Annotated in this window: 26 protein-coding genes; 16 read left to right on the top strand and 10 right to left on the bottom strand. The window is 36.6% G+C overall.

Annotated elements, in window-relative coordinates:
- The 5 genes from H560_RS0120830 to H560_RS0120805 form a co-directional block, all read left to right on the top strand.
- On the top strand, window positions 1-278 hold a 278-nt coding region (locus H560_RS0120830; RefSeq protein ID WP_027381761.1), incomplete at its 5' end, for an IS3 family transposase.
- Between the two features lie 270 nt (window positions 279-548).
- Window positions 549-2,174: an NADP-dependent glyceraldehyde-3-phosphate dehydrogenase gene (locus H560_RS0120820; RefSeq protein ID WP_027381760.1), complete on the top strand. Its 1,626-nt coding sequence runs from the start codon at window positions 549-551 to the stop codon at window positions 2,172-2,174.
- 210 nt (window positions 2,175-2,384) lie between these two features.
- Window positions 2,385-4,400, top strand: coding sequence for a M4 family metallopeptidase (locus H560_RS0120815; RefSeq protein ID WP_027381759.1), 2,016 nt, complete (start codon window positions 2,385-2,387; stop codon window positions 4,398-4,400).
- A 121-nt stretch (window positions 4,401-4,521) separates the two neighbouring features.
- The gene (locus H560_RS0120810; protein WP_027381758.1) at window positions 4,522-5,022 is read left to right on the top strand and encodes an RNA polymerase sigma factor; all 501 of its coding nucleotides are present in this window, start codon (window positions 4,522-4,524) and stop codon (window positions 5,020-5,022) included.
- 17 nt (window positions 5,023-5,039) lie between these two features.
- A complete protein-coding gene (locus H560_RS0120805; RefSeq protein ID WP_027381757.1) occupies window positions 5,040-5,636 on the top strand; it encodes a hypothetical protein in 597 nt (198 codons plus the stop codon).
- A 33-nt stretch (window positions 5,637-5,669) separates the two neighbouring features.
- Here the strand turns inward: H560_RS0120805 and H560_RS0120800 are convergent, their stop codons facing one another.
- Entirely contained in the window at window positions 5,670-7,181 is a 1,512-nt protein-coding gene (locus tag H560_RS0120800; RefSeq protein ID WP_228372518.1) for a S41 family peptidase, read from the bottom strand.
- Between the two features lie 192 nt (window positions 7,182-7,373).
- Between H560_RS0120800 and H560_RS0120795 the strand changes: the two genes are divergently transcribed.
- Window positions 7,374-8,471 carry an MBL fold metallo-hydrolase gene (locus H560_RS0120795; protein ID WP_027381755.1) on the top strand — a complete coding sequence of 366 codons (1,098 nt, stop codon included), beginning with the start codon at window positions 7,374-7,376 and terminating at the stop codon, window positions 8,469-8,471.
- Between the two features lies 1 nt (window position 8,472).
- Here the strand turns inward: H560_RS0120795 and H560_RS0120790 are convergent, their stop codons facing one another.
- Window positions 8,473-8,760, bottom strand: a complete 288-nt coding sequence (locus tag H560_RS0120790; protein WP_027381754.1) for a GNAT family N-acetyltransferase — start codon at window positions 8,758-8,760, stop codon at window positions 8,473-8,475.
- A 215-nt stretch (window positions 8,761-8,975) separates the two neighbouring features.
- Here H560_RS0120790 and H560_RS22180 point away from each other — a divergent pair, with 215 nt between their 5' ends.
- The 4 genes from H560_RS22180 (at window position 8,976) to H560_RS0120770 (ending at window position 12,788) form a co-directional block, all read left to right on the top strand.
- The gene (locus H560_RS22180) at window positions 8,976-9,392 is read left to right on the top strand and encodes a hypothetical protein (RefSeq protein WP_051289417.1); all 417 of its coding nucleotides are present in this window, start codon (window positions 8,976-8,978) and stop codon (window positions 9,390-9,392) included.
- Between the two features lie 152 nt (window positions 9,393-9,544).
- Window positions 9,545-10,450: a helix-turn-helix domain-containing protein gene (locus H560_RS0120780; protein ID WP_027381753.1), complete on the top strand. Its 906-nt coding sequence runs from the start codon at window positions 9,545-9,547 to the stop codon at window positions 10,448-10,450.
- Between the two features lie 88 nt (window positions 10,451-10,538).
- Entirely contained in the window at window positions 10,539-11,540 is a 1,002-nt protein-coding gene (locus H560_RS0120775) for an aldo/keto reductase (protein ID WP_027381752.1), read from the top strand.
- Between the two features lie 57 nt (window positions 11,541-11,597).
- On the top strand, window positions 11,598-12,788 hold the full coding sequence (locus tag H560_RS0120770) for an MFS transporter (protein WP_081414019.1): 1,191 nt from the start codon (window positions 11,598-11,600) through the stop codon (window positions 12,786-12,788).
- A 230-nt stretch (window positions 12,789-13,018) separates the two neighbouring features.
- Here H560_RS0120770 and H560_RS0120765 read toward each other — a convergent pair whose 3' ends face one another.
- The 7 genes from H560_RS0120765 to H560_RS0120735 form a co-directional block, all read right to left on the bottom strand.
- A complete protein-coding gene (locus tag H560_RS0120765) occupies window positions 13,019-13,411 on the bottom strand; it encodes a DoxX family protein (RefSeq protein WP_027381750.1) in 393 nt (130 codons plus the stop codon).
- Window positions 13,412-13,470: 59 nt separating this feature from the next.
- Complete coding sequence (locus H560_RS0120760) at window positions 13,471-14,244, bottom strand: DUF1223 domain-containing protein (protein WP_027381749.1); 774 nt, start codon at window positions 14,242-14,244, stop codon at window positions 13,471-13,473.
- 307 nt (window positions 14,245-14,551) lie between these two features.
- Window positions 14,552-15,319 carry a LytR/AlgR family response regulator transcription factor gene (locus tag H560_RS0120755; protein ID WP_027381748.1) on the bottom strand — a complete coding sequence of 256 codons (768 nt, stop codon included), beginning with the start codon at window positions 15,317-15,319 and terminating at the stop codon, window positions 14,552-14,554.
- A complete protein-coding gene (locus H560_RS0120750) occupies window positions 15,300-16,316 on the bottom strand; it encodes a sensor histidine kinase (RefSeq protein ID WP_027381747.1) in 1,017 nt (338 codons plus the stop codon). The genes H560_RS0120755 and H560_RS0120750 overlap by 20 nt, the downstream gene beginning before the upstream one ends.
- A 212-nt stretch (window positions 16,317-16,528) precedes the next feature.
- Window positions 16,529-16,966, bottom strand: coding sequence for a hypothetical protein (locus tag H560_RS0120745; protein ID WP_027381746.1), 438 nt, complete (start codon window positions 16,964-16,966; stop codon window positions 16,529-16,531).
- Window positions 16,966-17,940 (bottom strand): heme-binding domain-containing protein, encoded by a 975-nt coding sequence (locus H560_RS0120740; protein ID WP_027381745.1) that lies wholly within the window; start codon window positions 17,938-17,940, stop codon window positions 16,966-16,968. The genes H560_RS0120745 and H560_RS0120740 overlap by 1 nt, the downstream gene beginning before the upstream one ends.
- 180 nt (window positions 17,941-18,120) lie before the next feature.
- Window positions 18,121-18,867 carry an SDR family oxidoreductase gene (locus tag H560_RS0120735; protein WP_027381744.1) on the bottom strand — a complete coding sequence of 249 codons (747 nt, stop codon included), beginning with the start codon at window positions 18,865-18,867 and terminating at the stop codon, window positions 18,121-18,123.
- A 102-nt stretch (window positions 18,868-18,969) separates the two neighbouring features.
- Between H560_RS0120735 and H560_RS0120730 the strand changes: the two genes are divergently transcribed.
- On the top strand, window positions 18,970-19,305 hold the full coding sequence (locus H560_RS0120730) for a winged helix-turn-helix transcriptional regulator (protein WP_027381743.1): 336 nt from the start codon (window positions 18,970-18,972) through the stop codon (window positions 19,303-19,305).
- A 274-nt stretch (window positions 19,306-19,579) separates the two neighbouring features.
- On the opposite strand, the gene H560_RS0120725 is transcribed toward H560_RS0120730, so the two are convergent.
- On the bottom strand, window positions 19,580-21,799 hold the full coding sequence (locus H560_RS0120725; protein WP_027381742.1) for an NADP-dependent isocitrate dehydrogenase: 2,220 nt from the start codon (window positions 21,797-21,799) through the stop codon (window positions 19,580-19,582).
- A 169-nt stretch (window positions 21,800-21,968) separates the two neighbouring features.
- On the opposite strand from H560_RS0120725, the gene tpx reads away from it, so the two are divergent.
- The 5 genes from tpx (at window position 21,969) to H560_RS0120700 (ending at window position 25,646) form a co-directional block, all read left to right on the top strand.
- Complete coding sequence (tpx, locus tag H560_RS0120720; protein ID WP_027381741.1) at window positions 21,969-22,469, top strand: thiol peroxidase; 501 nt, start codon at window positions 21,969-21,971, stop codon at window positions 22,467-22,469.
- Between the two features lie 305 nt (window positions 22,470-22,774).
- Entirely contained in the window at window positions 22,775-23,986 is a 1,212-nt protein-coding gene (locus tag H560_RS0120715) for a DUF763 domain-containing protein (RefSeq protein ID WP_027381740.1), read from the top strand.
- 137 nt (window positions 23,987-24,123) lie between these two features.
- On the top strand, window positions 24,124-24,714 hold the full coding sequence (locus H560_RS0120710) for a Crp/Fnr family transcriptional regulator (protein ID WP_051289416.1): 591 nt from the start codon (window positions 24,124-24,126) through the stop codon (window positions 24,712-24,714).
- 79 nt (window positions 24,715-24,793) lie between these two features.
- Window positions 24,794-25,201: a VOC family protein gene (locus tag H560_RS0120705; RefSeq protein ID WP_027381738.1), complete on the top strand. Its 408-nt coding sequence runs from the start codon at window positions 24,794-24,796 to the stop codon at window positions 25,199-25,201.
- 37 nt (window positions 25,202-25,238) lie between these two features.
- A complete protein-coding gene (locus tag H560_RS0120700) occupies window positions 25,239-25,646 on the top strand; it encodes a VOC family protein (protein WP_027381737.1) in 408 nt (135 codons plus the stop codon).
- Window positions 25,647-25,718 lie beyond the last annotated feature (72 nt).

The following is a 25,718-nucleotide window of genomic DNA, read 5'->3' as shown; positions in this document are numbered from 1 at the left end:
GCACAGAATTTACGTCAATAGTCGGGAAAAATATTACCCGAAGTATGAGTGGAAAGGGAAATTGCTATGATAATGCTGTAGCGGAGAGTTTTTTCAAAACTCTGAAAACCGAACTTGTCTATCAAAATAAATATGAAACTAGAGACCACGCCAAAAACTCTGTGTTTGAATATATAGAAACATTTTACAACACCCAGAGAAGGCATTCAGCTTTAGGAAATTTAACCATAAGAGAGTATCAAAATTTAATGTCTAATCAATCTAAAAATGTAGCATAAAGAGTATATAAATTTTGTCTCAAAAATAGTTGCAAGTTCATATTGATGTTGAAGGATCTGTAAATGATTTACTTATCCTGGTATTTTTGCATTATTCAACGAAAGATTTTAATTCCCTTGGAGATGGAGATTGAAGTATTGCGTTTATTAATTCTTATTCAAACAGCCATTAAATAGAACAAATCTATCAACAGCCTATTTTTAAAATCATTTTTTACAATTACCTTTATTCTGTCAAATTTTTAACACTATTAAAAAAATAAAATATTTATGGATTCAACACAGAATAAATTTCATGAAATATTCAAATCTGAAAACGAAATTCCCGAAGAATACAAAGTTCCCGTAATCCATCAGCGGGAATACCTCTTAAATGGTGAGCTGGTACAATGGAACGGTGATGTGCAGAATATTTATTCACCCGTATGCATCAAAACAGAAAACGGGCTGGAAAGAAAACTTCTGGGAAACATTCCAAATATAGGCCCGAATGAAGCAATGGAAGTTCTGGAAGCATCTGTAAAAGCTTACAACAATGGGCTGGGAGAGTGGCCTACAATGTCTGTAGAAGGCAGAATAAAGTGTATGCAGAAGTTTGTATATCTTATGATCCAGCAGCGTGACCTGATCATTAAACTGCTGATGTGGGAAATAGGTAAAACACTGGCCGATTCTACAAAGGAATTCGACAGAACCGTGGATTATATCAACCAGACGATTGATGCTTTAAAAGATCTTGACAGAGAATCTTCCCGTTTCCAGCAGGCGGAAGGAACCATTGCACAGATCAGAAGAGCACCGCTTGGCGTTGTTCTGAGCATGGGACCTTTCAATTACCCTTTAAATGAAATTTTCACCACGCTGATCCCTGCTCTTATTATGGGAAATACGATTTTGTTTAAACTTCCCAAACATGGTGTTTTAGCACATTATCCTTTATTAAGTGCATTCAAAGAAGCTTTCCCGAGAGGAACCGTAAATACTTTATATGGAAAAGGTTCAGAGATCATCACCCCGATTATGGAAAGCGGAAAAGTGAATGTCCTGGCGTTCATCGGTTCCAGTAAAGTAGCCAACGGACTGAAAAAAATTCACCCGAAAGTTAACAGGTTAAGAGCAATTTTAAGTTTAGATGCAAAAAATGCGGCCATTGTTACGAAAAATGCCAATCTTGATGTAGCGGTAAGCGAATGTATTTTAGGTTCACTTTCATTTAATGGCCAGAGATGTACGGCTTTAAAATTAATTTTTGTGCAAAAAGAAGTAGCGGAAGAATTTACACAAAAACTAACGGCAGCTGTTTCTGCAATGAAAGCCGGTCTTCCTTGGGAAAATGACGTAAGAATAACACCGCTTCCGGAAGTAAATAAACCTCTTTACCTGAAAGAATGTATTGATGATGCCATCGCAAAAGGCGCGAAAGTTCTTAATGAAAACGGTGGATTTACAGAAGAATCTTTTGTATTCCCAGCTGTAGTTTATCCGGTGAACAGTGATATGAAGCTGTACCACGAAGAGCAGTTCGGGCCTGTAATTCCTGTTGTTCCGTTTGAGGAGATAGAAGAGCCTATTGAATACCAGGTGAATGCAGATCATGGGATGCAGGTGAGTATTTTCAGTGAAGATCCTATGGAAGTTTCAAAGCTTATTGATCCTTTTGTAAATCTTGTAAGCCGTGTAAATATCAATTGCCAGGCTCAGCGCGGGCCGGACGTTTTCCCTTTCACCGGAAGAAAAGACAGTGCAGAAGGTACATTATCTGTATTTGATGCGCTGCGTTCTTTCTCCATCAGATCACTGGTTGCAGCCAAAGTAACGGATTCCAATAAAAACTTATTAAATACCATCGTAAGAGATCACGATTCTAATTTCCTGAGCACAGACTATATTTTTTAATAAATGATTAAATACATTATGATCCGCAATATCATTGATATTGCGGATTGTTTTATGGGGAAGGTATTCTTGCTATTTTTGGATATAATGTAAATGATTAATTAATGTGGTATGTTTATTGTAAACAGTACTAAAAAATGTTAAAAATTAAATAAATATTTATTTATACAGATTAAACGTTTAAATTTGCATTATTAAAAACACATAAAAATGAAAAAAACAATTACACTTGTTAAAGCGTTAGCTTTTGCCACAGTTACCGCTGCATCCATGAATCTTGTTCAGGCTCAGTCCATTAAAAACAATACTGAAGCCGACGTAAAAAATCTTCCAAGAATTTCTAAGACCTCCGCAATGGGAAATTTCTACGCTAATTTTAGCGGGCAGGATATTTCTTCTGATTTTTTGGTTAATCATTTTAACGAATGGTTAGGAGCAGGATCAGACCATACATTTAAATTCGTTAAAGAAAATACTGATGAGCTAGGGATAAAGCATAAAGTTTATCAGCATTATTTCAAAGGAATAAAAGTGGCGGATGAATTTATCTTACTTCACGAAAAAAACGGACAGCTTACATTTGCAAACGGAGAATTTTCTTCTGACATCAATGCCGGAGCCGGAAGTGCAATTCCTCAGGCTGAAGCTGAAAATATTGCTACTGCTGATATGAAAGCACAGGGAAATACCAGCTTCTCAAATTATGAAACGGTTATTACTAAAATAGATAACGGACGTGGAGTAAGCCTCCATTATGTAACAAAAATTGATGGATTTTCTTTAAAACCATTAAATGCATTTACTTATTATATAGATAATTCTACAAAAAATATTATTAAAAAAATCGCAAGATCTTATCATGCCGATACTCCTTCTAACAGCTCAACATTATATAAAGGAACTCAGGCAATTACAGTAGATTCGAATAACGGAAGTTACAGGCTGAAAGATAATGCAAGGAATATACATACAATGAACGCGGCCAATATTGATGGGAATTTCAATACATCTACCGGCCTGCTTAACGGAGCAACAGAATATACAAATGCCACACCTAATTTTACAGCAGCCATCACAAAACCTGCAGTAGAAGCTCACTGGGCAATAGAAAAAGCTCATGATTATTACGTAAACAGGTTCAATCGCAACAGTTACGACGGAAATGGTGCTCTAATCAGGAATTATTATAACGTAGATTTCGGAACTTTACAGACCGGAACTCCGTCAGGTAACGGATTCAATGCAGCAGCAGTGGACGTACCGGGAACAGTTACTTTTATGGTGTATGGTAATGGAGGTATAGACAGCTCTACACCTTCCGGAGTGGTAGCCAATCCATTTGTAGGGATCGATGTTGCCGGGCATGAATACTCCCATTTAATTATCGCAAGAAACGGATTAGGCGGATTAAATTATCAGGGTGAATCCGGAGCGCTTAACGAATCCATCGCAGATATGATGGGTACTGCCATTGAATTTTATTCAGGGATAAATCCTAACTGGACAATGGGAGAAGGAATGCTTAATCCTGCCGTAATTGCTCCGGCCTATTTAAGAAGCTTATCGAATCCAAATTCAGGACCGGATATGCTGGACGCTCACCAGCCGGATACCTACCACAGTACATTCTGGGCAAGCACTGCAAACCCGAATCAGGGAAATGATAACGGCGGGGTTCATACCAACAGCGGAGTAGGAAATTATTGGTTTTATCTTTTGTCAAAAGGCGGTTCAGGGGTTAATGATATCGGAAATTCTTTCAATGTTACCGGAATTACAATTCAGAAAGCAGAAAAAATTATTTATAGAGCGCTTATGAATTATTTAACACCTAATGCAACATATATGGATGCTTATAATGCCACAAAACAGGCGGTTACAGATCTTTATGGAGCTTCAGGAAATGAGCAGCTTCAGAATGTAAAGGCTTGGTATGCAGTAGGTATTGGGAATGGAGTTTTAGCAACAAATGAAGTTCCTGCAAGAGCAGAGAGCCAGTTTGCGATCTATCCAAACCCTGTGAAAAATCAAATGTTTACCATAGAAAATGATAAAGCCGAAGGAGCTTTTGAAATCTATGATCTTTCAGGAAAACTGGTAAAACAATCTGAAAAGCTGACAAAAGGAATCAATAAAGTAAATATCAACGGAGTTCAGAAAGGAGTTTATTTGGTAAAAATAATTTCCGGAGGAAACACTGTTGCTAAGAAAATAATAGTAGAATAGTTTTTTAAATTTTTTGTATAAGGCCCGGCAGGAATATTTCTGTCGGGTTTTATTTATTCTTTTGATAAAATATTGTAACATATCTTTACACTACCTACTAACTCTAAAGAGAGTAATAAGCATGGCCTCATTAGAAAAGGAATTTTTAGAAAAAATTGAAAAGCATAAAGGAATCATTTTCAAGATTTCTAAAATGTATATGGATGAAAAAGACGATCGCGATGATCTTTTTCAGGAGATTACCTATCAGGTCTGGAAAGCTTATCCCAATTTCAAAGGTGAAAGCCAGTTTTCCACATGGCTGTACAGAATTGCCTTAAATACGGCCATTATTTTCCTTAAAAATGAGAAGAAAAGAAGCTTTATTGCTAATGAAGATCTTTCCGGATACAAAATTACGCAGGAAGATTTTGATAATGAAAAAGAAGATAAGCTCAATGCCATGTACCAGGCCATTCATCAGCTCAATGCTATCGATAAGGCTTTTATCTTCTATTACCTGGAAAATTTTTCCGGAAAGGAAATTGCCGAACAGATGGGAATTTCAGAAGGAAATGTAAGGGTAAAAATGAACCGTGCAAAAAATAAACTGAAAGAAATTTTAAGTACAAATAAATACTAACTTTTAAATCAATTATCATGAATATAGATGAGCTTAAGGATGCCTGGAATGAAGATAATTCTTTAGAACAAACTCCCGAAATAAGCATCGAACATAAAAATAAAATCAATCTTCCGCTTGAAAAAGTAAGGAAAAATATGCGGATGGAACTTTGGTCAACCATTGCAATTTTTATTTTTTCATTTGGATTAATTGCCTGGTGTGAAGCGCCATTTAAGTTTAAATTTTATATTACAATCTTAATTGCTTCAATGGTTTTCGTAACTTATTTCTTTTTCAGTAAATTTTTTAAACTTTATAAAAACATAAGCGATCCTACATTAAAGACTTATGAAAGCTTACAGGATTTGTTACACCAGTTTGAACTGAATAAGCAGTTTTATCTGGCATTTTATGTTGCTTTCGTACCCTTTTTAGTCTGCGAACTGCTTATTGTTTTAGAGTTCATCCCGCGTATCATCCCATTGACTCATTTAGAAATAGCAAGCATTCTCATCGGGTCGTTAGTTATCGTGACTCCTTTATTATTTTTAGTTGGAAAAATATGGTTCAGAAGCTTTTATGGAAAACATATCAGGAAAATTGAGGATCTTGTAAATGAATTGAAAAGATAGTTTCGGCGGGCCTCCGGCCCGCCGAAACCAATTTTATTTTTTTGAATCTTTGTCTTTTTGAATCTCTTCCATTACCCGATCCAGCTGTGGATCCTTTCTTTCAATAATATCCTGAAGGGTTTCCGTAACAGAAATATCAGGAATTACGCCTCTGCTGGTGTGGGTAAAAGCGATGTTGGGCTGTACCAGGAGCAGTCCGATAGGTAAATTAATCTCAGAATTAGGAAGTTTCTGGTAAGAATAAAATCCGGCAACAGTACCGTCATTGGCACCTCCGGTTTCTTCACCTACCAGCGTTACCCGTTTATCATTTTTTAGCTTGGAAGTCATAATTGCTGAAGCAGAAAAGCTTCCACCATTAATTAAAACAAAAATTTTCCCGTTAAAAGTGTTCTTACTGGGCTTTGCGGTTTTATCCGCTTTCATTTTATAATAAATTTTTCCGTCCTTTTTATAAGTGCTGAAGGCCTGGGCAAAAAAGAAAGTAGGGTAGGTAAGACTTTTGTAAGCATATTGTAAAACATTGCTGTCCCTGAAATATGTGGTTTTCAAAGGAGCAGCTTTTGAGGTTACCTGTGATGGCTTTATCAGCGCATACGGATTTGGGGTAAGATAAGAATACAGGTTATTGATCTCATCCAGCGACCCGCCGTAATTGTTCCGGACATCGATGATAAGAAACTCAGACTTTTTATTTTTAATCTTTTCAAACGTTTCTTTATAAAATTTTTCGGAATAATCTTTTGAGAAGCTTTTCACTTTTATATAAGCAATGCTGCTGTCTCTGTCAAGAAACTGGAAATTACGGTTATAAGAATCATAAAGGGCTACATAGTCTTTTATTTTTTTCTCTGCAGTCCGTTTTTCAAGCTCTTTATCTTTTTTAAGATCCTCTTCAGATTTTGTTTCTCTTTTTAAAATATATGTTTTCTTTTCACCGTTGTAGACGGTTTCTATTTCTGCCTGATCCGCAAATCCGTTTTCGGCAATATAAAAATAGAAGAACCAGTCTCTTAGAAAATAGGGCTGGAAAGTGGTATTGAAACCATCGCTGCTGATCAGTTTTCTGTATTTTTGAATTAATTCTGAGACAGGAACTTTGTTAATAGAAAGTATTTCTGTTCCAAGCTTAATATGATCTATGGAATCTTTATTTTCAATTATAAATAACTGATTATCCTTTACATAATATCTGAAACGGCTGAACATTCCTTTTTTATGTTCCAGCTCCCGGATTTCTTTGGCTGAAAGCTTTTTCCGCGGAATCCGAAGAGAAAGATGTCCTTCACGAATATCGGCAATTACGGGCTGCAGCTTAAAATAAAACTGGAGCGGAGTAAGCGGTTCGGTAATGGTAGATTTTATACTGTCGAATTTGCGGTCAAGATCCTTTTCGGAAATATACCAGTAGAGCTGCGGATGCATTTCTTTCAGTTTGGAATAGGCAAAATCCACATCCTCCTTCAGCTTTTCAGGGGGAATGCAGGATGCTCTCTGCTCATTATGTCTTCTGATGGATGCACAGGAAGTTATTATAAAAAGCAAAAACAGTATGAAATAATTCTTTTGCACGTTTATTTTTTCCGACTGCTAAATTAAAAAGTTTGAGACGATTACTGAATTAATTTGATGATAAATTATTCAAAAATCATTATAATTTTAGTTAAAAATAAAGGGATTGTTTTTCCTGATCGTCATATAAGATTAAAGTCATACATTTAAACCTATTTTTGAAAAATGGTCTACATAATTATAGCAGCAGTTATTTTACCGGTTTTATTATATTTAATTATAATCCGTCAGGAAGTTTTTGGAGCAGAAGCTTCCGGAAAAAGGCTGGAAAGAATGCAGCATTCCAAATATTATAAAGATAATCAGTTCCAGAATCTTAGCTATACACCCTCGCTGGCAGAAGGTTACAGTATGTGGAAGGTGATGTATGATTTTTTCTTTAAAAAGAAAGACCCGCTTTTGAAACCGCATAAAAATATACCATCGATTCATACGGGCCTGAAAAATCTGGATAAAAATCTGGATGTTTTCATCTGGCTGGGGCATTCTTCCTATTATATTCAGACGGATGGAGTTTCATTTTTGATTGATCCTGTTTTAAGCTCTTATGGTTCGCCATTCAAGTTTTTCAACAAAGCTTTCGCCGGAGCAGATATTTTTAAACCTGAAGATATCCCGGATATTGATTATCTGGTGATCACGCATGATCATTACGATCATTTGGACTATCCCACTGTAAAATCCATTAAAGACAGGGTGCAAAAGGTAATTTTACCTTTAGGAGTCGGTGCGCATCTAGAAAGATGGGGATATAAGCCGGAACAGTTAATTGAAGATGAATGGGGCGGATCAGCGGATTTAAAAAATGGTATTAAGATTACTTTTACTCCGGCAAGGCATTTTTCCGGAAGAAAGGTCAAAAGAAATGTCACTCTCTGGACCTCCTATGTTCTGGAAACCCCGACAAAGAAAATATTTTTGGGTGGCGACAGCGGTTATGATACTCATTTTAAAATGATTGGAGAAACTTACGGCCCCTTTGACTATGCAATTATAGAAAACGGACAGTACAATGAAGCCTGGAAATATATTCATGCTTTGCCGGAAGATGTGATCGCGGCAAGTATTGATGTGAAAGCAAAAAATATCATTCCTGTTCACTCCTCAAAATTTGCGCTGGCGCTTCATGCCTGGTCCGAACCTTTGGAAAAAGTAACAAGTCTCGGCAAAGACAAAAATTTAAATATTCTGACCCCAATGATAGGCCAAACCGTGGATCTGAATCGGCCAGACAATGTATTCCATGACTGGTGGAGGGATTAATTTAAGCGTGCCAGATATCTTTATACCGCGTAGGGTGATTTTCAAACTGTTGTCTTACGAAATCGCATTCAGGGTCAATCATAAGGTCTTTTTCCTCGGCATATCGTACAAGCTCATCCAGAAGCATCTTTGCATAGCCCTGGCCTTCATGCTGTTCATCAAGCTTGGTGTAGTAAACAATCAGCAGCCTGCCGTCTATCTCAATAGACATGTAACCTGCTTTTTTTCCATCAATTAATATCTGCAATTCATCTTGGTATGGAGATATTTCAAACTTTATATTTTCCATAATTATTCAGATTTGGTTGATTATGTTGAATTTTTTATCTTCTTTAAAATTACAAATTAAAAATGAAAGCCGAATTATTTTTGCGGAATCTTAACGTAATTTTTATGTTGAATACAAATATCGTAGCCGGATTTTAACAAACATTGGCAAATCTTAAATTGGTTTGGCATTTTAATTGAACCTTTATCGGTATTAATTTTTTAAAGGGTTAAAAGATGAAAAAGTATTTATTAACTGCAATGCTCGTTGGGGTTTTCAGTTTAAGCTACGGCCAGTCAGATTATTATAATGATTACAGAAGAAGCGTAACAGACATCAACTGGCAGAATGTAGTTACAGATCTGGTGCTGACAACAGTACAGGCCAACCAAATTTATGCGCTGAACGACCGCTATAATGATTTCAACTCATGGAACAGGGTATATGCGCACAATCCGGACAGATGGAGAGAAGACAGATATGCTGAGCTGGAGAGAATTTTAGGACGTGATAAGTATGTAAAATTTAAAACAAAATATTACAAAGGCAAAAATCCGGTAGCTGTTTACAACAGTAATAAGAATAATGATAAGCAATATAAGCACATGAACAAAAAAAATAAGGCTAATAAAGGAAATCACGGACATCATTAAAACCAATTTTTCAACTATACATTCAATTTTTAAGTGACTGGTCAGAAGATCGGTCACTTTTATTTATTATTTGGTTCAAGAATGTTTAATCATTTTATCAATTGTTGTGATTTTTTGTATTTAGTTTTGTTTGAATTTTATAATTTTGATGTATGGAAAGAGAGATAGTTAAAGGTTTTTATGAACGCAATGCCCTGAATAAAGGCTTGCAGTGTATCAAAACTCCCGGAGTAGGTCATTTTAATGTGTTTTCACGTGAAAATTGTTCATCAATTACTCCTTACAGTAGAAGGGATTATTATAAAATCTCCTTAATTATAGGAAAAGGAAAGCTTCATTATGCGGATAAATGGATCTATGTAGATAAGCCTGCACTTTTGTTTTCAAATCCATTAATTCCCTATTCCTGGGAAGCAGAAAATGAAGACCAGAAAGGCTTTTTCTGCCTTTTTACAGATCAGTTTTTACATGAAGGAAGCCGTTTGGGGAATCTTCAGGACTCTCAGCTTTTTAAAATTGGAGGAACTCCGGTTTTCTTTATTGATGAGCAGCAGCAACAGACCATTGCAGATATTTTTTGCAAAATGATGACAGAAATTCAGTCGGATTATTTGCATAAATATGATGTTCTCCGTGCGTATCTACATCTTTTGATTCATGAAACGATGAAAATACATCCTGCGGAAAATTTTGAACATTATCAGAATGCTTCCCAAAGAGTAGCATCTCTTTTTATGGAATTACTGGAAAGACAGTTCCCGATCGACAGCCCGGAAAGTTTTTTAAAATTAAAAACCCCGACAGATTATGCCGAAAGCCTCTCCATTCATGTCAACTCATTAAACCGCTCTGTAAAAGAAATTACGGGAAAAACAACCAGTCAGCAGATCACCTCACGGATTATCCAGGAAGCGAATGCATTACTGAAGCATACCGACTGGAATGTCTCTGAAATAGCCTATGGATTGGGTTTTGAAGAGCCTGCATATTTTACCAACTACTTTAAAAAACAAACAGGAAAGACCCCGAATGCAATAAGAAGAATGGCTGCTGTTTGAATTTTATAATTCTTCGTTTGAATTCTATATTGAGACTTTTGAATCGCTGTTATAATTTTGTACTGTAAATTTTAAATCACAAACAATCATGAAATTTAGAAAACTAGGAAACACAGGAGAGCAGTTGTCCGCAATAGGCTTAGGATGTATGGGAATGAGCTTTGCTTATGGCCCGAGTGATGAACAGGAAAGCATCAATACATTACACAGAGCGCTTGATCTTGGCGTAAATTTCTGGGATACCGCAGATATGTACGCCGCCGGAGAAAATGAAAAGCTGATATCAAAGGTTTTGGTTCCGAACCGTGACAAGATTTTTATTGCTACAAAATTCGGATTTAGGTTTAAGGATGGAAAAGCCAGTCACAGCGGAGCTCCCGGGACTTATTTCGACGGTTCTCCGGAATGGATCAAAAAGGCCGTTGACCTGAGCCTTCAGAGATTAAAAATTGATGAAATTGATCTTTATTATGCTCACCGTGTAGACCCGAATATCCCTGTTGAGGAAACAGTAGGGGCAATGGCAGAGCTCGTAAAAGCCGGAAAAGTAAGGTATTTAGGACTATCTGAAGCTTCTGCGGAATCTATCAGAAAAGCAAATAAAATTCACCCGATTGCAGCTTTACAGTCAGAATATTCATTGCTTACAAAAGATGTGGAGAAGGAAATTCTTCCGACTATCAGGGAATTGGGTATGTCTTTGGTTCCTTATTCTCCTTTGGCGAGAGGGCTTTTTTCTAATATTAATGATGTTCAGAATTTTGGTGATGAAGATTTCAGAAAATCTCTGCCTCGTTATCAGGAAGAATATCTTGAAAACAACAGGAATTTAGCAAAAGAAATTAATGATTTTGCAGCCTCAAAAGGTGTTAAAGGAACTCAGCTGGCATTGGCATGGGTGCTAAACCAGAGTGAAGATATCATTCCGATTCCCGGCACAAAACGTATCAAATATTTGGAAGAAAATATTGAAGCAATACAGATTGAGCTTTCCCAGTCTGATCTGGAAACCATTGATTCTATTCTCAAAAAGTACCCGAATGTAGGGGAAAGATACAATGAAGGCTCTATGAAATTAGTGAATAACTAAAAATATCAACTGGATTTAGATAAATCCGGATTTTCATTAAAATATTTAATGACAGTAATGAAAACTCTTAAAGAAAAAAATCAATTTATAGCTACTGTTCTGGCATTTGCCGTTATCCCTATGTCGGGTCTGGCAACAGATATCTACCTGCCTTCCATGCCGAGTATGGCAACGGAGCTTCATCAGCCGGAAAGCAGTATTCAGCTTACTTTATCTATATTTTTAATCAGCTATGGGCTCACCCAGTTTTTTGCCGGAAGCATTGTGGATTCCTTCGGAAGATACAGGGTTTCAATGGCTTCCCTGGCTTTGTTTGTGGTGTCTTTTTTAATTACGGCTACCACGCAGAACATTTTTGTGATCTATGCAATGCGGGTTCTGCAGGGAGTTTTATCCGGGTTTGCGGTGGTCTCCAAACGTGCTTTTTTTGTGGATGTTTATGAAGGTGAAGCAAGGAAGCATTACCTGAGCATCATGACGATTGTCTGGTCTGTAGGTCCTATCATTGCGCCTTTTATTGGTGGATATTTACAGAAAAATTTCGGATGGCAGTCTAATTTTTATGTCCTGGCGGGATATAGCTTGTTGCTGCTGGTGTTAGAGTTTATATTTTCAGGGGAAACATTGAAGAAAAGAAATCCTTTTCATATAGAGTTCCTTTTAAAAGAATATGATTCTATGTTTAAGGCGAAAGACTTCTTTTATGGAATGTTAATGTGCGGACTGAGTTATTCGATGATCATGTTTTTTAATTTGTGCGGATCTTTTATTATTGAACATAAAATGGGCTATTCTGAAGTAGTTGCGGGTTATGTTTCGCTCATTCTTGGTTTTGCCTGGATGGCAGGTGGTTTTTTAGGAAAAGCATTAATCAATAAAGCATTTTTGCCTAAAATCCGTTATGCAAATTTTATCCAAATATTTTTAATCGTTTTAATGTTTATTGCTTCATATTTTACAAGCAATATTTACAGCCTGGTAGCCTTTGCATTTGCGATTCATGTAACGGCTGGGTTTATCTTTAATAATTATTTTTCTTACTGTATCGGTAGATTCCCGAATTCAGCCGGAATTGCAGGCGGACTTACGGGTGGTGTTGCATTCATCATTACTTCCGCTATAAGCTATGGAATTGTAGCCATGATTAAGCCTACGATTCAGCTGCAGGTTGCGGAAGGGTATTTTGTGTTGGGAATTTTAGGACTGTTTGTTTTAAGCATGATTAAATTAAGAAAAGCCCATGCATAAAGTTTGTTTAAGGATTTAATCATTTAAAATTTAACGATTTAAATTATTCTAATTTGATCTCAGCCTCAATCTCAATCTTAATCTCATTTATATTTTTTCTACCATAATTTTCAACAATAAATCCTCTCGTTTCCGGGAGGATTTATTTACATAAGAATACATGAAAAGTTGAATGTTGCACTATCAATAAGATGTAATAGCTTTATTTTTTACTTTAATTAAAGAATAAATTAAATTTCTCCGAAAACCAGCTTTGGCGTGTATATTTTTCTAAACATAAAATACGTTACCGAAAGTACTGTAAATGCAATGATTGCATCAATGGTAGCCGGAAAACCAAGCACTGCAATTTTAGAAAAGAATGCGAAAATAATATCGAAAAACATTCCCGCAAAAACCCATTCCTTTAATCTTAATAATTTATTTGGAAGTAATAAAACTGTAATTCCGGATAGTTTGAAAACTCCTAAAATGTAGATGAAATGGGGTGGATAGCCAAGTTGGCGTGTGATATCCCAAACTACAGGATTTTTTGTGAGTTCAAAGAAGCCGCTTGCTCCAAACCATAATGACATAAAAATTGCTCCTGACCAATAGATGATTTTTGTTGTTTTTGTTTCCATTTTTTATTGTTTTAAGTTGTTAAAATTTTTAATTTGAAATTTTTAGTGGTAATTGAATCTTAAAAACCAGCCTCTACAGAACCGAGAATTTCCCCTGTTTTCTCATTTTGAATCATTCCGATAATTTCCCAATCATTCGTGCCGAAGTTTTCAGGAAGCTTAAAATCGGTAGTTCCTTCCGAAGAATTTTTTAATGAAATCTTATTTTGCTGGTGAACAATCTGCCAATGGACCAAATGACGACCTTCGTTTTCACCCTTTTGGACATACGTGGAAGACTTTTTTTCAACAAGGGTAATTAATAGTTGGTGTTGGGAATTTTTTTCAGCAGTTTTGAAATTTACATTAATTTCTTTCCCATTGATTTTTGCAGATACATCAACCTTAATGGCTTTATAATTAAGTAAAGCATTTTGAATGGCATTCTCAACGGCATTCCGGTCGGAACCTACAAATTCTTCTTTACCGTTTACGATCAGCTGCGGAGTGTAAACCTGTGACTGCAGAATCCGGCTGTATTGTTGCTGACGCAGGGAATTTTCCGGCCTGCTGAATTTGTCTTTCCAGCCTAAGCTGTTCCAGTAATCCACATGATAGGCAAGGATGTAAACCGGCTGGTCCTGATATTTTTTTTCAATTTCTCCCATTAGTTGATCCGCCGGAGGGCAGCTGGAACAGCCTTCCGAGGTAAAAAGTTCCAAAACGGCAAAACCGTTATTATCTGATGTGTTATTCTGAAGATTTTTTTCAGGTTTATTATTGAATGCAAATGCTGAAACTGTGAATAATAGCGCTACAAAAATGGCGGTTCCTATTAAGTTTTTTAGTATCATAACTTTTAATTTTGATTCAAAAATAGATACATTTTTAAGGCAAAAGAATACAAAAAAGGCTCAACCGGACAAAATGAATGGTGAACCTGGAAATTGTGGGTGTGGGTAAAGAGAAGAAGGAAGTTAGAGGCTGGAAATACCTAAAAGTCTGTGATAGGAATGGCATTTTTTCATAACACAATCAGCACGAACAAATAAAAATCCTGATCATAACAATCAGGAATATAACTTGCTGTAAAAACTTCTATATTAGAATGATTGGATGAATTCAGGAGCTTCCAGCTTCCATCCTCTGGCTTCTTACTTTTTATCTGTCTTCCAGCCAGGTGAAGAAACTGTGGGATTTTTCTTTGTTGATCAGGAGCTTTTCAGGGGTTTCAACAGTTAATTTAACCAAAATCTTGCGCTGAAAATAATGCTCCATTTCTTTAATTGCTTTGAAATTTATTAAGTATTGCCGGTTAACTCTGAAAAATTGTTTTTCCGAAACCTGCTCGGCAACCTGGCCCAGAGACTGGCTCAGCTGAAACTGTTCTTTATCAAAGGTTACTAGATGGGTGATTTCATTATGAATGTAGAAATAAGCAATATTTTCTGTGAGAACCGTTGTATATTTTTGATTTTTAAAAACTAGAAAGCTTGTTTTGTGAACGGATTGTGGCTGGTTAATATTTTTCAACAGGGTTTCCAGGTCTGGTAGCTCATTTTTCCGGAAGAATTTTTTTAGTTCATCCACTTTACTTAGGGCTTCTGCAATGTCTTCGCGAGAGAAAGGTTTTAGAACATAATCTACACCTTTACTTTTAAATGCATCCAGCATATATTGATCGAATGCAGTGCAAAAAACCACAGGGCATGTGATCTCCACCTGTTTGAAAATTTCAAAGGAAAGCCCGTCTGACAGGTGAATGTCCATGAAAATTAAATCTGGTTTAACGTCCTTTGATAAAGCCTCAACGGTCATTTCAATGCTGTCATAAACGCCGAGTATTTTAGCTTCCGGCTTTAATTCTAAAATCAGATTCTGGAGCGATTTTGCTGCCCTGAATTCGTCTTCAATGATGATGATATTCATGGATGAGTGGTAGTTTTATTTGGAATATTTTTTCGTCTGAATTAATTTCTATTTCCTGTTCCAGCAGGTGTTTGTAGCGCATTTTTACATTATCAAGTCCTACTCCCAGAGATTCTTCGGTCACCATTTTTTTCTGAACAGGATTTTCAATGATGATTTTGTTTTCGGAATTGTAAATTTTTATATGCAAAGGTTTGCTTTGTGAAACAATATTATGTTTAATGCAGTTCTCAACTAATAATTGTAATGTAAACGGCGGAATTAATGTTTTTAAAACCTGATCGGTTAATTCATTTGTAAGTGTAATTCCTTCACCAAAACGGGCTTTTTGTAGAAAAATATATGAATCTATAATTTTCATTTCTTCCTGGACAGTAATTAAGTCTAATTTTCTGCTTTCCAGTGTAAAACGGTAAAAATCAGACAGTTTCATAATGAAATCAACGGTTTCGGAATCATTTGTTTCTGCCATTGATTTTAATGTATTTAAGCTGTTAAACAAAAAGTGCGGATTGATCTGTTGTTTTAAAAGTTCATATTGAGCTCCCAAATTGTCACTTTTCACTTTTTCCAGTTCAAGACGTACTTTCTGGCTCGTATAATTGTTCTGAAGCAGCGTAAGGAACATATAGCAGACAAGATTGATCAAAATCCCGCGAACCTCCACCATCAGCATGGTAGGGCCAAAATTAATGTGCGATAAAATAAGCTGCTGAATCCAGGCCAGGCCGAACATAATCACCATTCCAAAAGCCAGAACGATCAAAAGGTTCGAATATGAAATCTGCTGCCTTTTTTTTCCTGCATTTCGGTTCAGCATATAGATGTTCAGATACCACATGATGATGGAAAAAGCTGCTGTAATAGCTGAATTTACAACTGCTTCTTTCCAGTTGAAAGCATGGGAAGCTAGCTGCGGAACAGAAGATAACGCGCCCAGAAACAAAGAGCTGATCCAAATGACGGCCTGTGAAATTTTTATTTTTTGCTGTTGCATGAGAACTGCGGATTTTAAAGGGGGGTAAGTTAATATTTTTCACTGAGAGTTTTGTGAATTGTCAATAATGAATTCGCTTTGCTTGTGGATCATTGGAGCTTTATAGGTTGAGCATTTTTTGCGAAATAAAATTCGCCATTCACTCAGCAAAAATCCGGAGTCGATTTTCTCAACTCCAGATCAACACTTTCAGTGTTAAATTTTACTTTTCATTAAGGCCTTATTACGGGTTTGTAGCTTAAGAAATATTTTATCCTTTCTTCTTTATCAGGTTTAATGTTTTCTTTATTTGAACTATTAAGCTGATAAGAAATTTTTCCGTTTTTATCTGATTGAAGTGTTTCAACGCTGATCAGTTCCCCGGTAATGGTTCCTCCAATATACTGTGGATTTTCATGGTATTTCCAGGTGACTAATTTAAATTCAGATTCAGGTTTTAATTGACTATTTTCGCCAATTAAAGATTTCGTTGCCTGCTGATTTCCATACATTGAAGACATGGTTTCTTTTACGGGATTCAAAGAATTTGATATAAATTTTAAACTTCCGGGATCAAAGACCACCCGTTTCATACCTTTATCTGGTTCGTCTATTTTACACGCGGTAAACAAAGCACAAACTGACATGATGATGAATAGTATTTTTTTCATTATTTCTGTAGGTTTTTAATTAATCTTTCCGTGTTTACTTTCATGGGAACATCAAACAGATATCCTGTGTTTTCAGCTAGCTGGCGGTGGCAGGCGATGCATGATTCTTTAGCAAATGATGCTGTTTTTCCTGTGGGATGAAGGTCTTTTCCTGAGAATTTTGCAAATCCCCAACCTTCTGTATCAGTATACTTTTTAGAATCTTTCACCATAAACTGTGCATTTACGAACTCTCCCGGTCTTATTTCTCCGTTGGCCAGCTTTTCCTGTTTCCAAACGGATTTTACCACAATGCTGCCGTCCGGCCAGGGATGGAAATTTTCTGTTTCAACGGCTTTTACAGCAATGTCATTTCCGTAGATAACCCGGATTGAATTATCAAAGAGTGTACTCATGCTGATTACTTTCCAGTTTTTAAAATCATTGGTGTACTTTACTCCGTTGGCTGAAACGGGAATTTTTGAGAGATTGTTATTTTCAGGTAAATTTATATTTTGATGAATATTTTTTACATCATTTTTTACAGGTGCAGCACCAGATAATGAAAGCGTATATTTTTTAATAACATCAATATCTTTTTGGGTTATTTTTGCCGACGGGAGAAGTAAAGTATATTCATGCAAGGGCATTTTTCCACTTTGCATCATATTGAGAATAGCGTACATATTGCCTTTGTGTTCTCCTGGAGAATAATCATACTCAGAAAAGTTGAGAACTTCTCTTGCTCTTTTCACATCTTTATTTACCGCCCAGGAGATCGGGGCAATTTTATCGTACCAACTCAGGTTCTGCTGATTGGAGTGGCAGTTAAAACATGAATTTTCTAAAATAGAAATCACTTCCCGTGGTGCCTCAATTTGTTTTGTAACAGGCTTTCCTTCCAGAGGCTGGCTGAAGAGCTGTAATCCTCCAAAGATACCTAAAACCGCCAGAAATATAATAGCAATAGGATTTCTTTTCTTTTTCGTATCCATAATAATTGTTTTATTTTATGGATCAAAAGTAGCTCGCAGAAAAGGCGTTTGAAATTAAAAAGAGGGTGAAGCGGACAAATCGGAAGGTGAAATAGAATTTTGAGAACATGAAGCAGGAAGATGGGAGAAAGAAGCTTTGTGTATGTATAACTTCAAGCTTCCATCATCCTTTCCTCCATCTTATAAAATCATCCCGCCGTCAATAATTATTTCCGTTCCGGTCATAAAGCTTGCGGCATTATTATCAGATAAGTAAGCTACTGCTTTGGCAACATCTTCTGCAGTGCCCATTTTCTTTAAAGGGATGGCATTGATCATCCAGTCATTAAGACCTTCTAAAGTTTTTTTATCCAGTCCGGCTTTGGTCATGATTTCGGTTTTTGTCGGGCCGGGACTTACCATATTTACCCGGATTTTTCTTGGTGCTAATTCTGCTGCAGCTGTTTTTGCAATAGAATTTAAAGCAGCTTTACTTGCCTGGTAAACAGAGCTGTTTGGCTTATAAGTTGTTGCTACATTTGAAGATAAAAAGACCACTGAAGCTCCATCATTCAAAATTGGAATGAATTTGCTTAATGTGAAATAAGCCCCTCGGAAATTAATGTCCATTACCTGATCAAAATTATCTGAACTCATGTTTTCTATTGAACCTAATGTTCCTGTAATTCCTGCATTAATAAACAATATATCAACTTTCCCGAACTGATTATCAATCTCTTTTTTAAATGTTTCAATATCTTCCAGTTTGCCCTGATCTGCTACGAAAGGAATGGCTCCCAATTCTTGCGCTGCCTTTTCTACAGCTTCTTTTCTTCTCCCTGTGATAATTACTTTTGCACCTTTTTCGATAAATTCTTTTGCGGCAGCATATCCTATTCCGCTGTTTCCGCCGGTTACAATGGCAAGTTTGTTTGTAAATGTATTCATTCTTTAAAATTTTTGACAAAGTTATTTCAAATTGATATACTTTTGTAATCAGTATCACAGAGTATATCAGTATCATCAATTATATCAAGTAAATTTGCAGACATGGAAAGAGATCAAACCGAAGAATTAAGAGCATTACAGGACACCCTTTATTTCATTGGCGGAAAGTGGAGAATTCCCGTTATTAATGCTATCTGTAACGGCAACAGGCGTTTCCGGGAAATTGAAAGAAGTATTCCGGGTATTACCACAAGAATGCTTTCAAAAGAACTGAAAGAGATGGAAATGAATAAATTGGTGAAAAGAACAGTTTATCCTGAAACTCCTGTCCTGATTGAATATGAACCAACAGAATATTGCCGGACCTTTGGAAAGATTATTGCCGAAATGATTAACTGGGGCAGGGAGCACAGGAGGGTGATTGTGGAGGGAAATTAAACGCTAATTGCACTAATTTTTTTCACAAAAGACACGATTTTTAATGTCAATAGGAATGGGTAACATCATAGGAACGGGCTTTAGCCCGTTTTCAATTAAATAAAATCAAAATTGGCTTTAGCCAAAACATAAAAAATTATTACTACTACTTAGATTCCTCCGAAATGACAAAAGGGATGTATTTTTTGTGCTATTTGCAAAAATTAGTGCAATTTGTGTTAAACAAAAAAAGCCCCTTAAATAAGGAGCTTTTGATGTTATATCAAATTGGAAATTAAATTCCGTCAATGATTTCATTTAAAACTGTGCTTGGTCTCATGGCTGCATACGTTCTGTAAGTATCCGGCTTGTAATAACCGTCGATCTGCTGAGGCTTACCCTGAGCACCGATTAATTCAACGTTGATAACTTCTTCGTTTTCATGCATTGCTTCCGCAACCGGAGCAAACTGAGCTGCTAATTCTGCATCAACAGTTTGGTTAGCCAACGCTTCTGCCCAGTACATTGCTAAATAGAAGTGAGAACCTCTGTTATCAATTTGTCCCACTTTTCTTGCAGGAGATTTATCGGTAGCTAAGAATTTAGCATTCGCTTCATCTAATGCATCAGCTAAAACCTGAGATTTTGTATTGTTTTGAGTTTGTGCTAAATGCTCCAAAGAAGCCTGCAGAGCTAAGAATTCACCTAAAGAATCCCATCTTAAATATCCTTCTTCCACGAATTGTTCCACGTGCTTCGGAGCAGAACCACCCGCACCTGTTTCAAATAAGCCACCACCGTTCATTAATGGAACAATAGACAGCATTTTCGCAGAAGTTCCAAGCTCAAGGATTGGGAAAAGATCTGTCAGATAATCTCTCAACACGTTTCCAGAAACAGAAATGGTATCTTTTCCTTCTCTTGCTCTTTTCAGCGTTTCTGTCATAGCATCTTTTACATCAAGAATCTTAATATCAAGCCCGTTTGTATCATGATCAGCAAGGTATTTTTCTACTTTTTTGATGATTTCTCTGTCATGAGCTCTTCCTTTGTCTAACCAGAAAATAGCAGGCGTATCAGACAATCTTGATCTGTTTACCGCTAATTTTACCCAGTCCTGAATCGGAGCATCTTTCGTCTGGCACATTCTGAAAATGTCCCCTTTTTCTACTTTCTGAGAAAGAAGAACATTTCCGTTTTCGTCCTGAACTTCAATTGTTCCTTCAGCAGTTGCCTGGAAAGTTTTATCGTGAGAACCGTATTCCTCAGCTTTTTGAGCCATTAAACCTACGTTCGGAACAGAACCCATTGTTGTAGGATCTAATTTTCCGTGCGCTTTCATATCATCAATTACAGACTGATAAAAACCTGCGTAAGAACGGTCCGGAATAATACAAACCGTATCTTCTTCTTTTCCGTCTTTATTCCACATTTTACCGCCGCCTCTTACCAAAGCAGCCATAGAAGCATCCACGATGATGTCAGAAGGAACATGGAAATTCGTAATTCCTTTGTCAGAATTTACCATGGCCACTCTTGGCTCGTTAGCCAAAGCATCTTCAATATCAGCCTTGATTTCAGCTTCCTGAGCATTTCCTTTGATTTTTTCGAAAAGATCTGCAAGACCGTTATTTGGATTAATATCTAAAGACTTGAAAGTTTCAGCATATTTTGTGAAAACATCTTTAAAGAAAGTTTCTACGATAGCTCCGAAAATAATAGGATCAGAGATTTTCATCATCGTAGCCTTTAAGTGAGCAGAAAGAAGTACGTTTCTGTTTTTAGCTTCATCAATTGCCTGCTGAACGAAAGCTTTCAGAGCCTTTAAATTCATTACAGAAGAATCGATCACTTCTCCGACCTGAAGGCTTGCGAAATCTTTTAATTGAGTTTCGGAACCGTCATTTCCTTTGAATACGATTTTGAATTTCGTAGCATTTTCCACAGTCATTGAAGTTTCAGTACCGTAGAAATCTCCGTTATCCATGTGAGCCACGTCCGTTTTGCTGTCAGACGCCCAGTCACCCATTCTGTGCGGGTTTGCTTTTGCGTAGTTTTTAACAGCTTTCGGAGCACGTCTGTCAGAATTTCCTTCTCTTAACACCGGGTTTACGGCGCTTCCTAAAACCTTAGCATATTTAGCTTTGATTGCTTTTTCCTCATCATTTTTCGGTTCTGCAGGATAATTTGGAACTGCAAAACCTTTAGATTGTAATTCAGCGATAGCCTCGTCCAGCTGAGGTGCTGAAGCCGAAATATTGGGTAATTTGATAATATTTGCGTCCGGTTGAGTAGCCAGCTGGCCCAATTCAGCCAATGCATCACCGATTTTCTGATCATCCTTCAAAAATTCCGGGAAGTTTGCTAAAATCCTTCCTGCCAAAGAAATATCCGGAACTGCGATCTCAATATTTGCTGATTTTGTGAAAGCCTTTACAATCGGTAAAAACGAGTGTGTAGCCAGCATTGGAGCTTCGTCCGTAAGGGTGTAGTAGATTTTTGATTTGTCTGACATTATAGTGTTATTTATTATTTGATTTTTTAAGACTCACAAATTTAGTTAAAAATTAATTTTTTTAGATCAATCCCAAATAAGATTTTCCACTTTAAGAATTATTTAACCTTTATCCGAAAGAAAAAGCCTGTATTTTTGATTAAATTTGAAAAACGTTAAAAAAAGAATTATGTCAACTAAAATTACATTAAAAGGAAACGAAGTACATACAATAGGAGTATTACCATCTGTAGGAACTACCATCAGAGATTTTGCTCTGGTAGATTCAGGGTTGAACGTGAAAACACTTCAGAATTTTGAAGGTAAGAAAAAAGTATTCAATATTTTCCCAAGCATTGATACACCGACTTGTGCATCTTCTGCAAGAAAATTCAATGAAGAAGCTTCTGCTCTTGAAAATACAGTGGTAATCAATGTTTCTAAAGATTTGCCTTTTGCATTGGGAAGATTCTGTGCCGCTGAAGGTCTAAATAATGTTGAAACTTTATCAGATTTCAGAGGAACTTTCGGGGATGATAATGAGCTTACTATCGCGGATTCTCCAATGAAAGGTTTGCTGAGCCGAGCTGTAATCGTTACCGATGCAGATAACAAGGTGATTTATACGGAACAGGTTTCGGAGATTGCTGACGAACCTAATTATGATGCAGCTTTGGCAGCTTTAAAATAATAAAAATAAAATTCAATGAAAGCCTTGTAAGTTTTATTTACAGGGCTTTTTTTGGCAGCGGGATAAAAGAAAGCAAAGATTTGTTTTAATATTTTATTGAATCTGTAAAATGCTTCGACAGGCTCAGCATGACACCTCTAATACTAACTGTTTTATAGTAATCAATTTGTAGCGCTGTCATGCTGAGCCTGTCGAAGCATCCTATAAGTTTGGTGAAATTTATGAAATACAATCATTTCAACAGTGCTTTAAAAACACTGACCCAAATCACTAAAAATTAAAAACAATACTCCTACCTTTACATAATGAAACGTTCCGGAACAGCAGATTTACCTCTTCACTATGGCAAAGTACCGCCATGGCTGTACGAGCGTATGTCTATCCTCGGGCTTTCAATTATTGAGGTCATCTTAATGGATTATGGAAAGGATGAAGTGCTGCGAAGGCTGGCTGATCCGTTCTGGTTTCAGAGTTTTGGGGCGGTGATGGGGATGGACTGGCATTCTTCCGGAATTACAACTTCTGTAATGGGAGCTTTGAAACGTTCAATTAATCCCAATTCCCAGTCTCTCGGGCTGTATATTTGCGGAGGAAAAGGCAAATTTTCCAGGGATACTCCTTCAGAACTGATTCAAATTGCCGATAAAACCGGATTAGACGGGAATGAACTGGTAAAAGCCAGCAAATTATCTGCAAAAGTTGATAACACGGCTATTCAGGATGGTTATCAGCTGTATCTGCATAATTTCATTTTATCAGACAACGGAAACTGGAGTGTAGTTCAGCAGGGAATGCACGAATCTGATGGCACGGCAAGGCGTTATCACTGGCATTCGGAAAACATAAAATCCTTTATTGAAGAACCTCACACGGGAATTAACGGTATTTCAAGAGGTAAAATCTTAAACTTAACAGATTCCGAAGCTTCAGAAAACAGAAAAGGAATTCTGGATATTTCCCATACCGATTCTGCGGAGATCATGAGTGATTTTTCACGATTAATCCTGCCTAATCATCACGATGTTCAGGCATCCGATGTAGATTTGAGACGTTTAGGAGCGCTTTTATATGTTACGAGAGAGCAGCAGCCTCAAAATTTCGAAGATTTATTAATGTTAGAAGGTGTTGGTCCAAGAACGATGCAGTCGCTGGCTTTAGTGAGTGAAGTGATTCATGGTGCGCCTTCGAGATTTAAAGATCCGGCGAGATTTTCCTTTGCACATGGAGGTAAAGACGGTCATCCGTTTCCGGTTCCTACCAAAGTTTATGACGAAAGCATTAATATTCTAAAAACGGGAATTGAAAAATCAAAGCTTGGAAATTCAGACAAATTAAAAACATTAAATAAGCTTCATCAGATTATTGAATCTACAGAAAAAGATTTCACACCCAATTTCGATATTCAGGAGGTGATTGAAGAAGAACGGCAGAATTCCTGGCGTTTTGGAGGGAAAACTGTTTTCGGAGATGCCCAGAAACCTTCCAATCCAAAACCGATTCAGCTTTCTTTGTTTTAATTTACCGCAAAAGCTTCAGAAGACTGTTTAGTATGCAAAGGGTTATCTGTTATTATAAATAATCATTTTATTTGCTATTTCCTTCATCATTTCCAATAAAAATTCTATTTTTAAGACCTTAAAAAAACATTGACTTGATGAGGAACGAAGCCCTTGAAATCTGCTATGATTTCCCATTTTTCCTACCTGAAGAGCTTGAAGAAATATTTCAGGCTCATGAAAAAGTGATTTTTCAGAAAGGTGATTTTATCCTTGAAGAAGGAAAAACGGCCAATGAATACTATATTCTGGAAAAAGGACTGGCTCGCTCATTTGTAAATGACTTTAACGGAAATGAGGTGACCACACATTTTTTTGTAAAAAATGAAATCATCATCGAAGTTTCTTCCATATTTCAAAGAATACCCACTCAGGAAAATATCGTCTGTATCACAGATTGCGAATGCTGGAAGTTTGATTTTGAAACTTTCCAAGAATTATTCCACAAAATTCCGAACCTCAGAGAATGGGGAAGGGCATGGATGTCGCATCAGCTTTTTGTTTATAAACAGCGTTCTGTGGAGATGTTTACCCTTTCTGCTACCAAACGTTATCTTAATCTACTGGAGCAGAAACCTCATGTGATCCAATTTGCACCTTTAAAGCAAATAGCTTCCTATCTGGGGGTTACAGACACTTCTTTAAGCAGAATCCGCAAAGAACTGGTCTCTCATCCAAAGAAAATTTAAATCTTGCCTTATGGCAAGTTGATTTTCATAATGACTTGGTAATTTTGGTTAAAAGTTTAACATTAAAAAAATTACAAAAATGGAAATCAATCAAATTTATGTCAACCTTCCTGTAAAAGATGTTCAGAAAACAAGAGAATTCTGGACGACGCTCGGCTTTTCTATCGACGAACAGTTTTCTGATGAAAAAGCAATTTGTGTAGTTTTGAAAACAGATCATATCTATGCAATGTTTTTAAGGGAAGACTTTTTTAAAACCTTTACAGACAGACCTGTGGCAAAAGGAGAAACTACGCAGACCCTTCTTGCAATCGGTGTAAACAGCCGCGAAGAGCTGGACGCTATGATAAAAACCGCTATCGAAAACGGAGGATCTAAATACAGCGAACCGCAAGATCATGGCTGGATGTATCAAAGTGCTTTTGCAGACCTGAACGGCCATCAGTGGGAAGTAATGTTTGCAGATCCTTCTCAGTTTCCGGGTTAATTTTATATTCAAATTAAGCTAACATAAAAAAATCAAAATGAAAATCAATCAGATCTACGTAAACCTTCCGGTAAAAGATATCCCAAAAACAAAAGAATTCTGGACCAGCATCGGTTTTTCTGTCAATGAGCAGATTACAGATGAAAAAGCTGTTTGTATTAAAATGAATGACAATATTTTTGTCATGTTTATAACAGAAGAATTTTTCCAGACTTTATCCGAAAGACCCGTTCCGAAAGGAGATACTACCCAGGTTTTGGTGGCTATTGGATTAGACAGCCGTGAAGAAGTGGATAAAATTGTGAATGCTGCAGTGGCAAACGGCGCTACTCAGCACGAAGAGCCGCAGGACTACGGATATATGTACCACAATTCTTTTTGGGATATCAACGGTCATGGATGGAATGTAACTTTTACCGACCTTTCTAAGATGCCTACTGAATAGTTAGATATAAATTTTTAAATATTTTTTACATAACACAATCATCTGCACAATCTCCAAAATATGCGAGAGAGA

The organism is Chryseobacterium daeguense DSM 19388, assembly GCF_000430825.1.
Taxonomy (GTDB): domain Bacteria; phylum Bacteroidota; class Bacteroidia; order Flavobacteriales; family Weeksellaceae; genus Chryseobacterium; species Chryseobacterium daeguense.
This window is presented reverse-complemented; position numbering and strand designations above follow the sequence as displayed.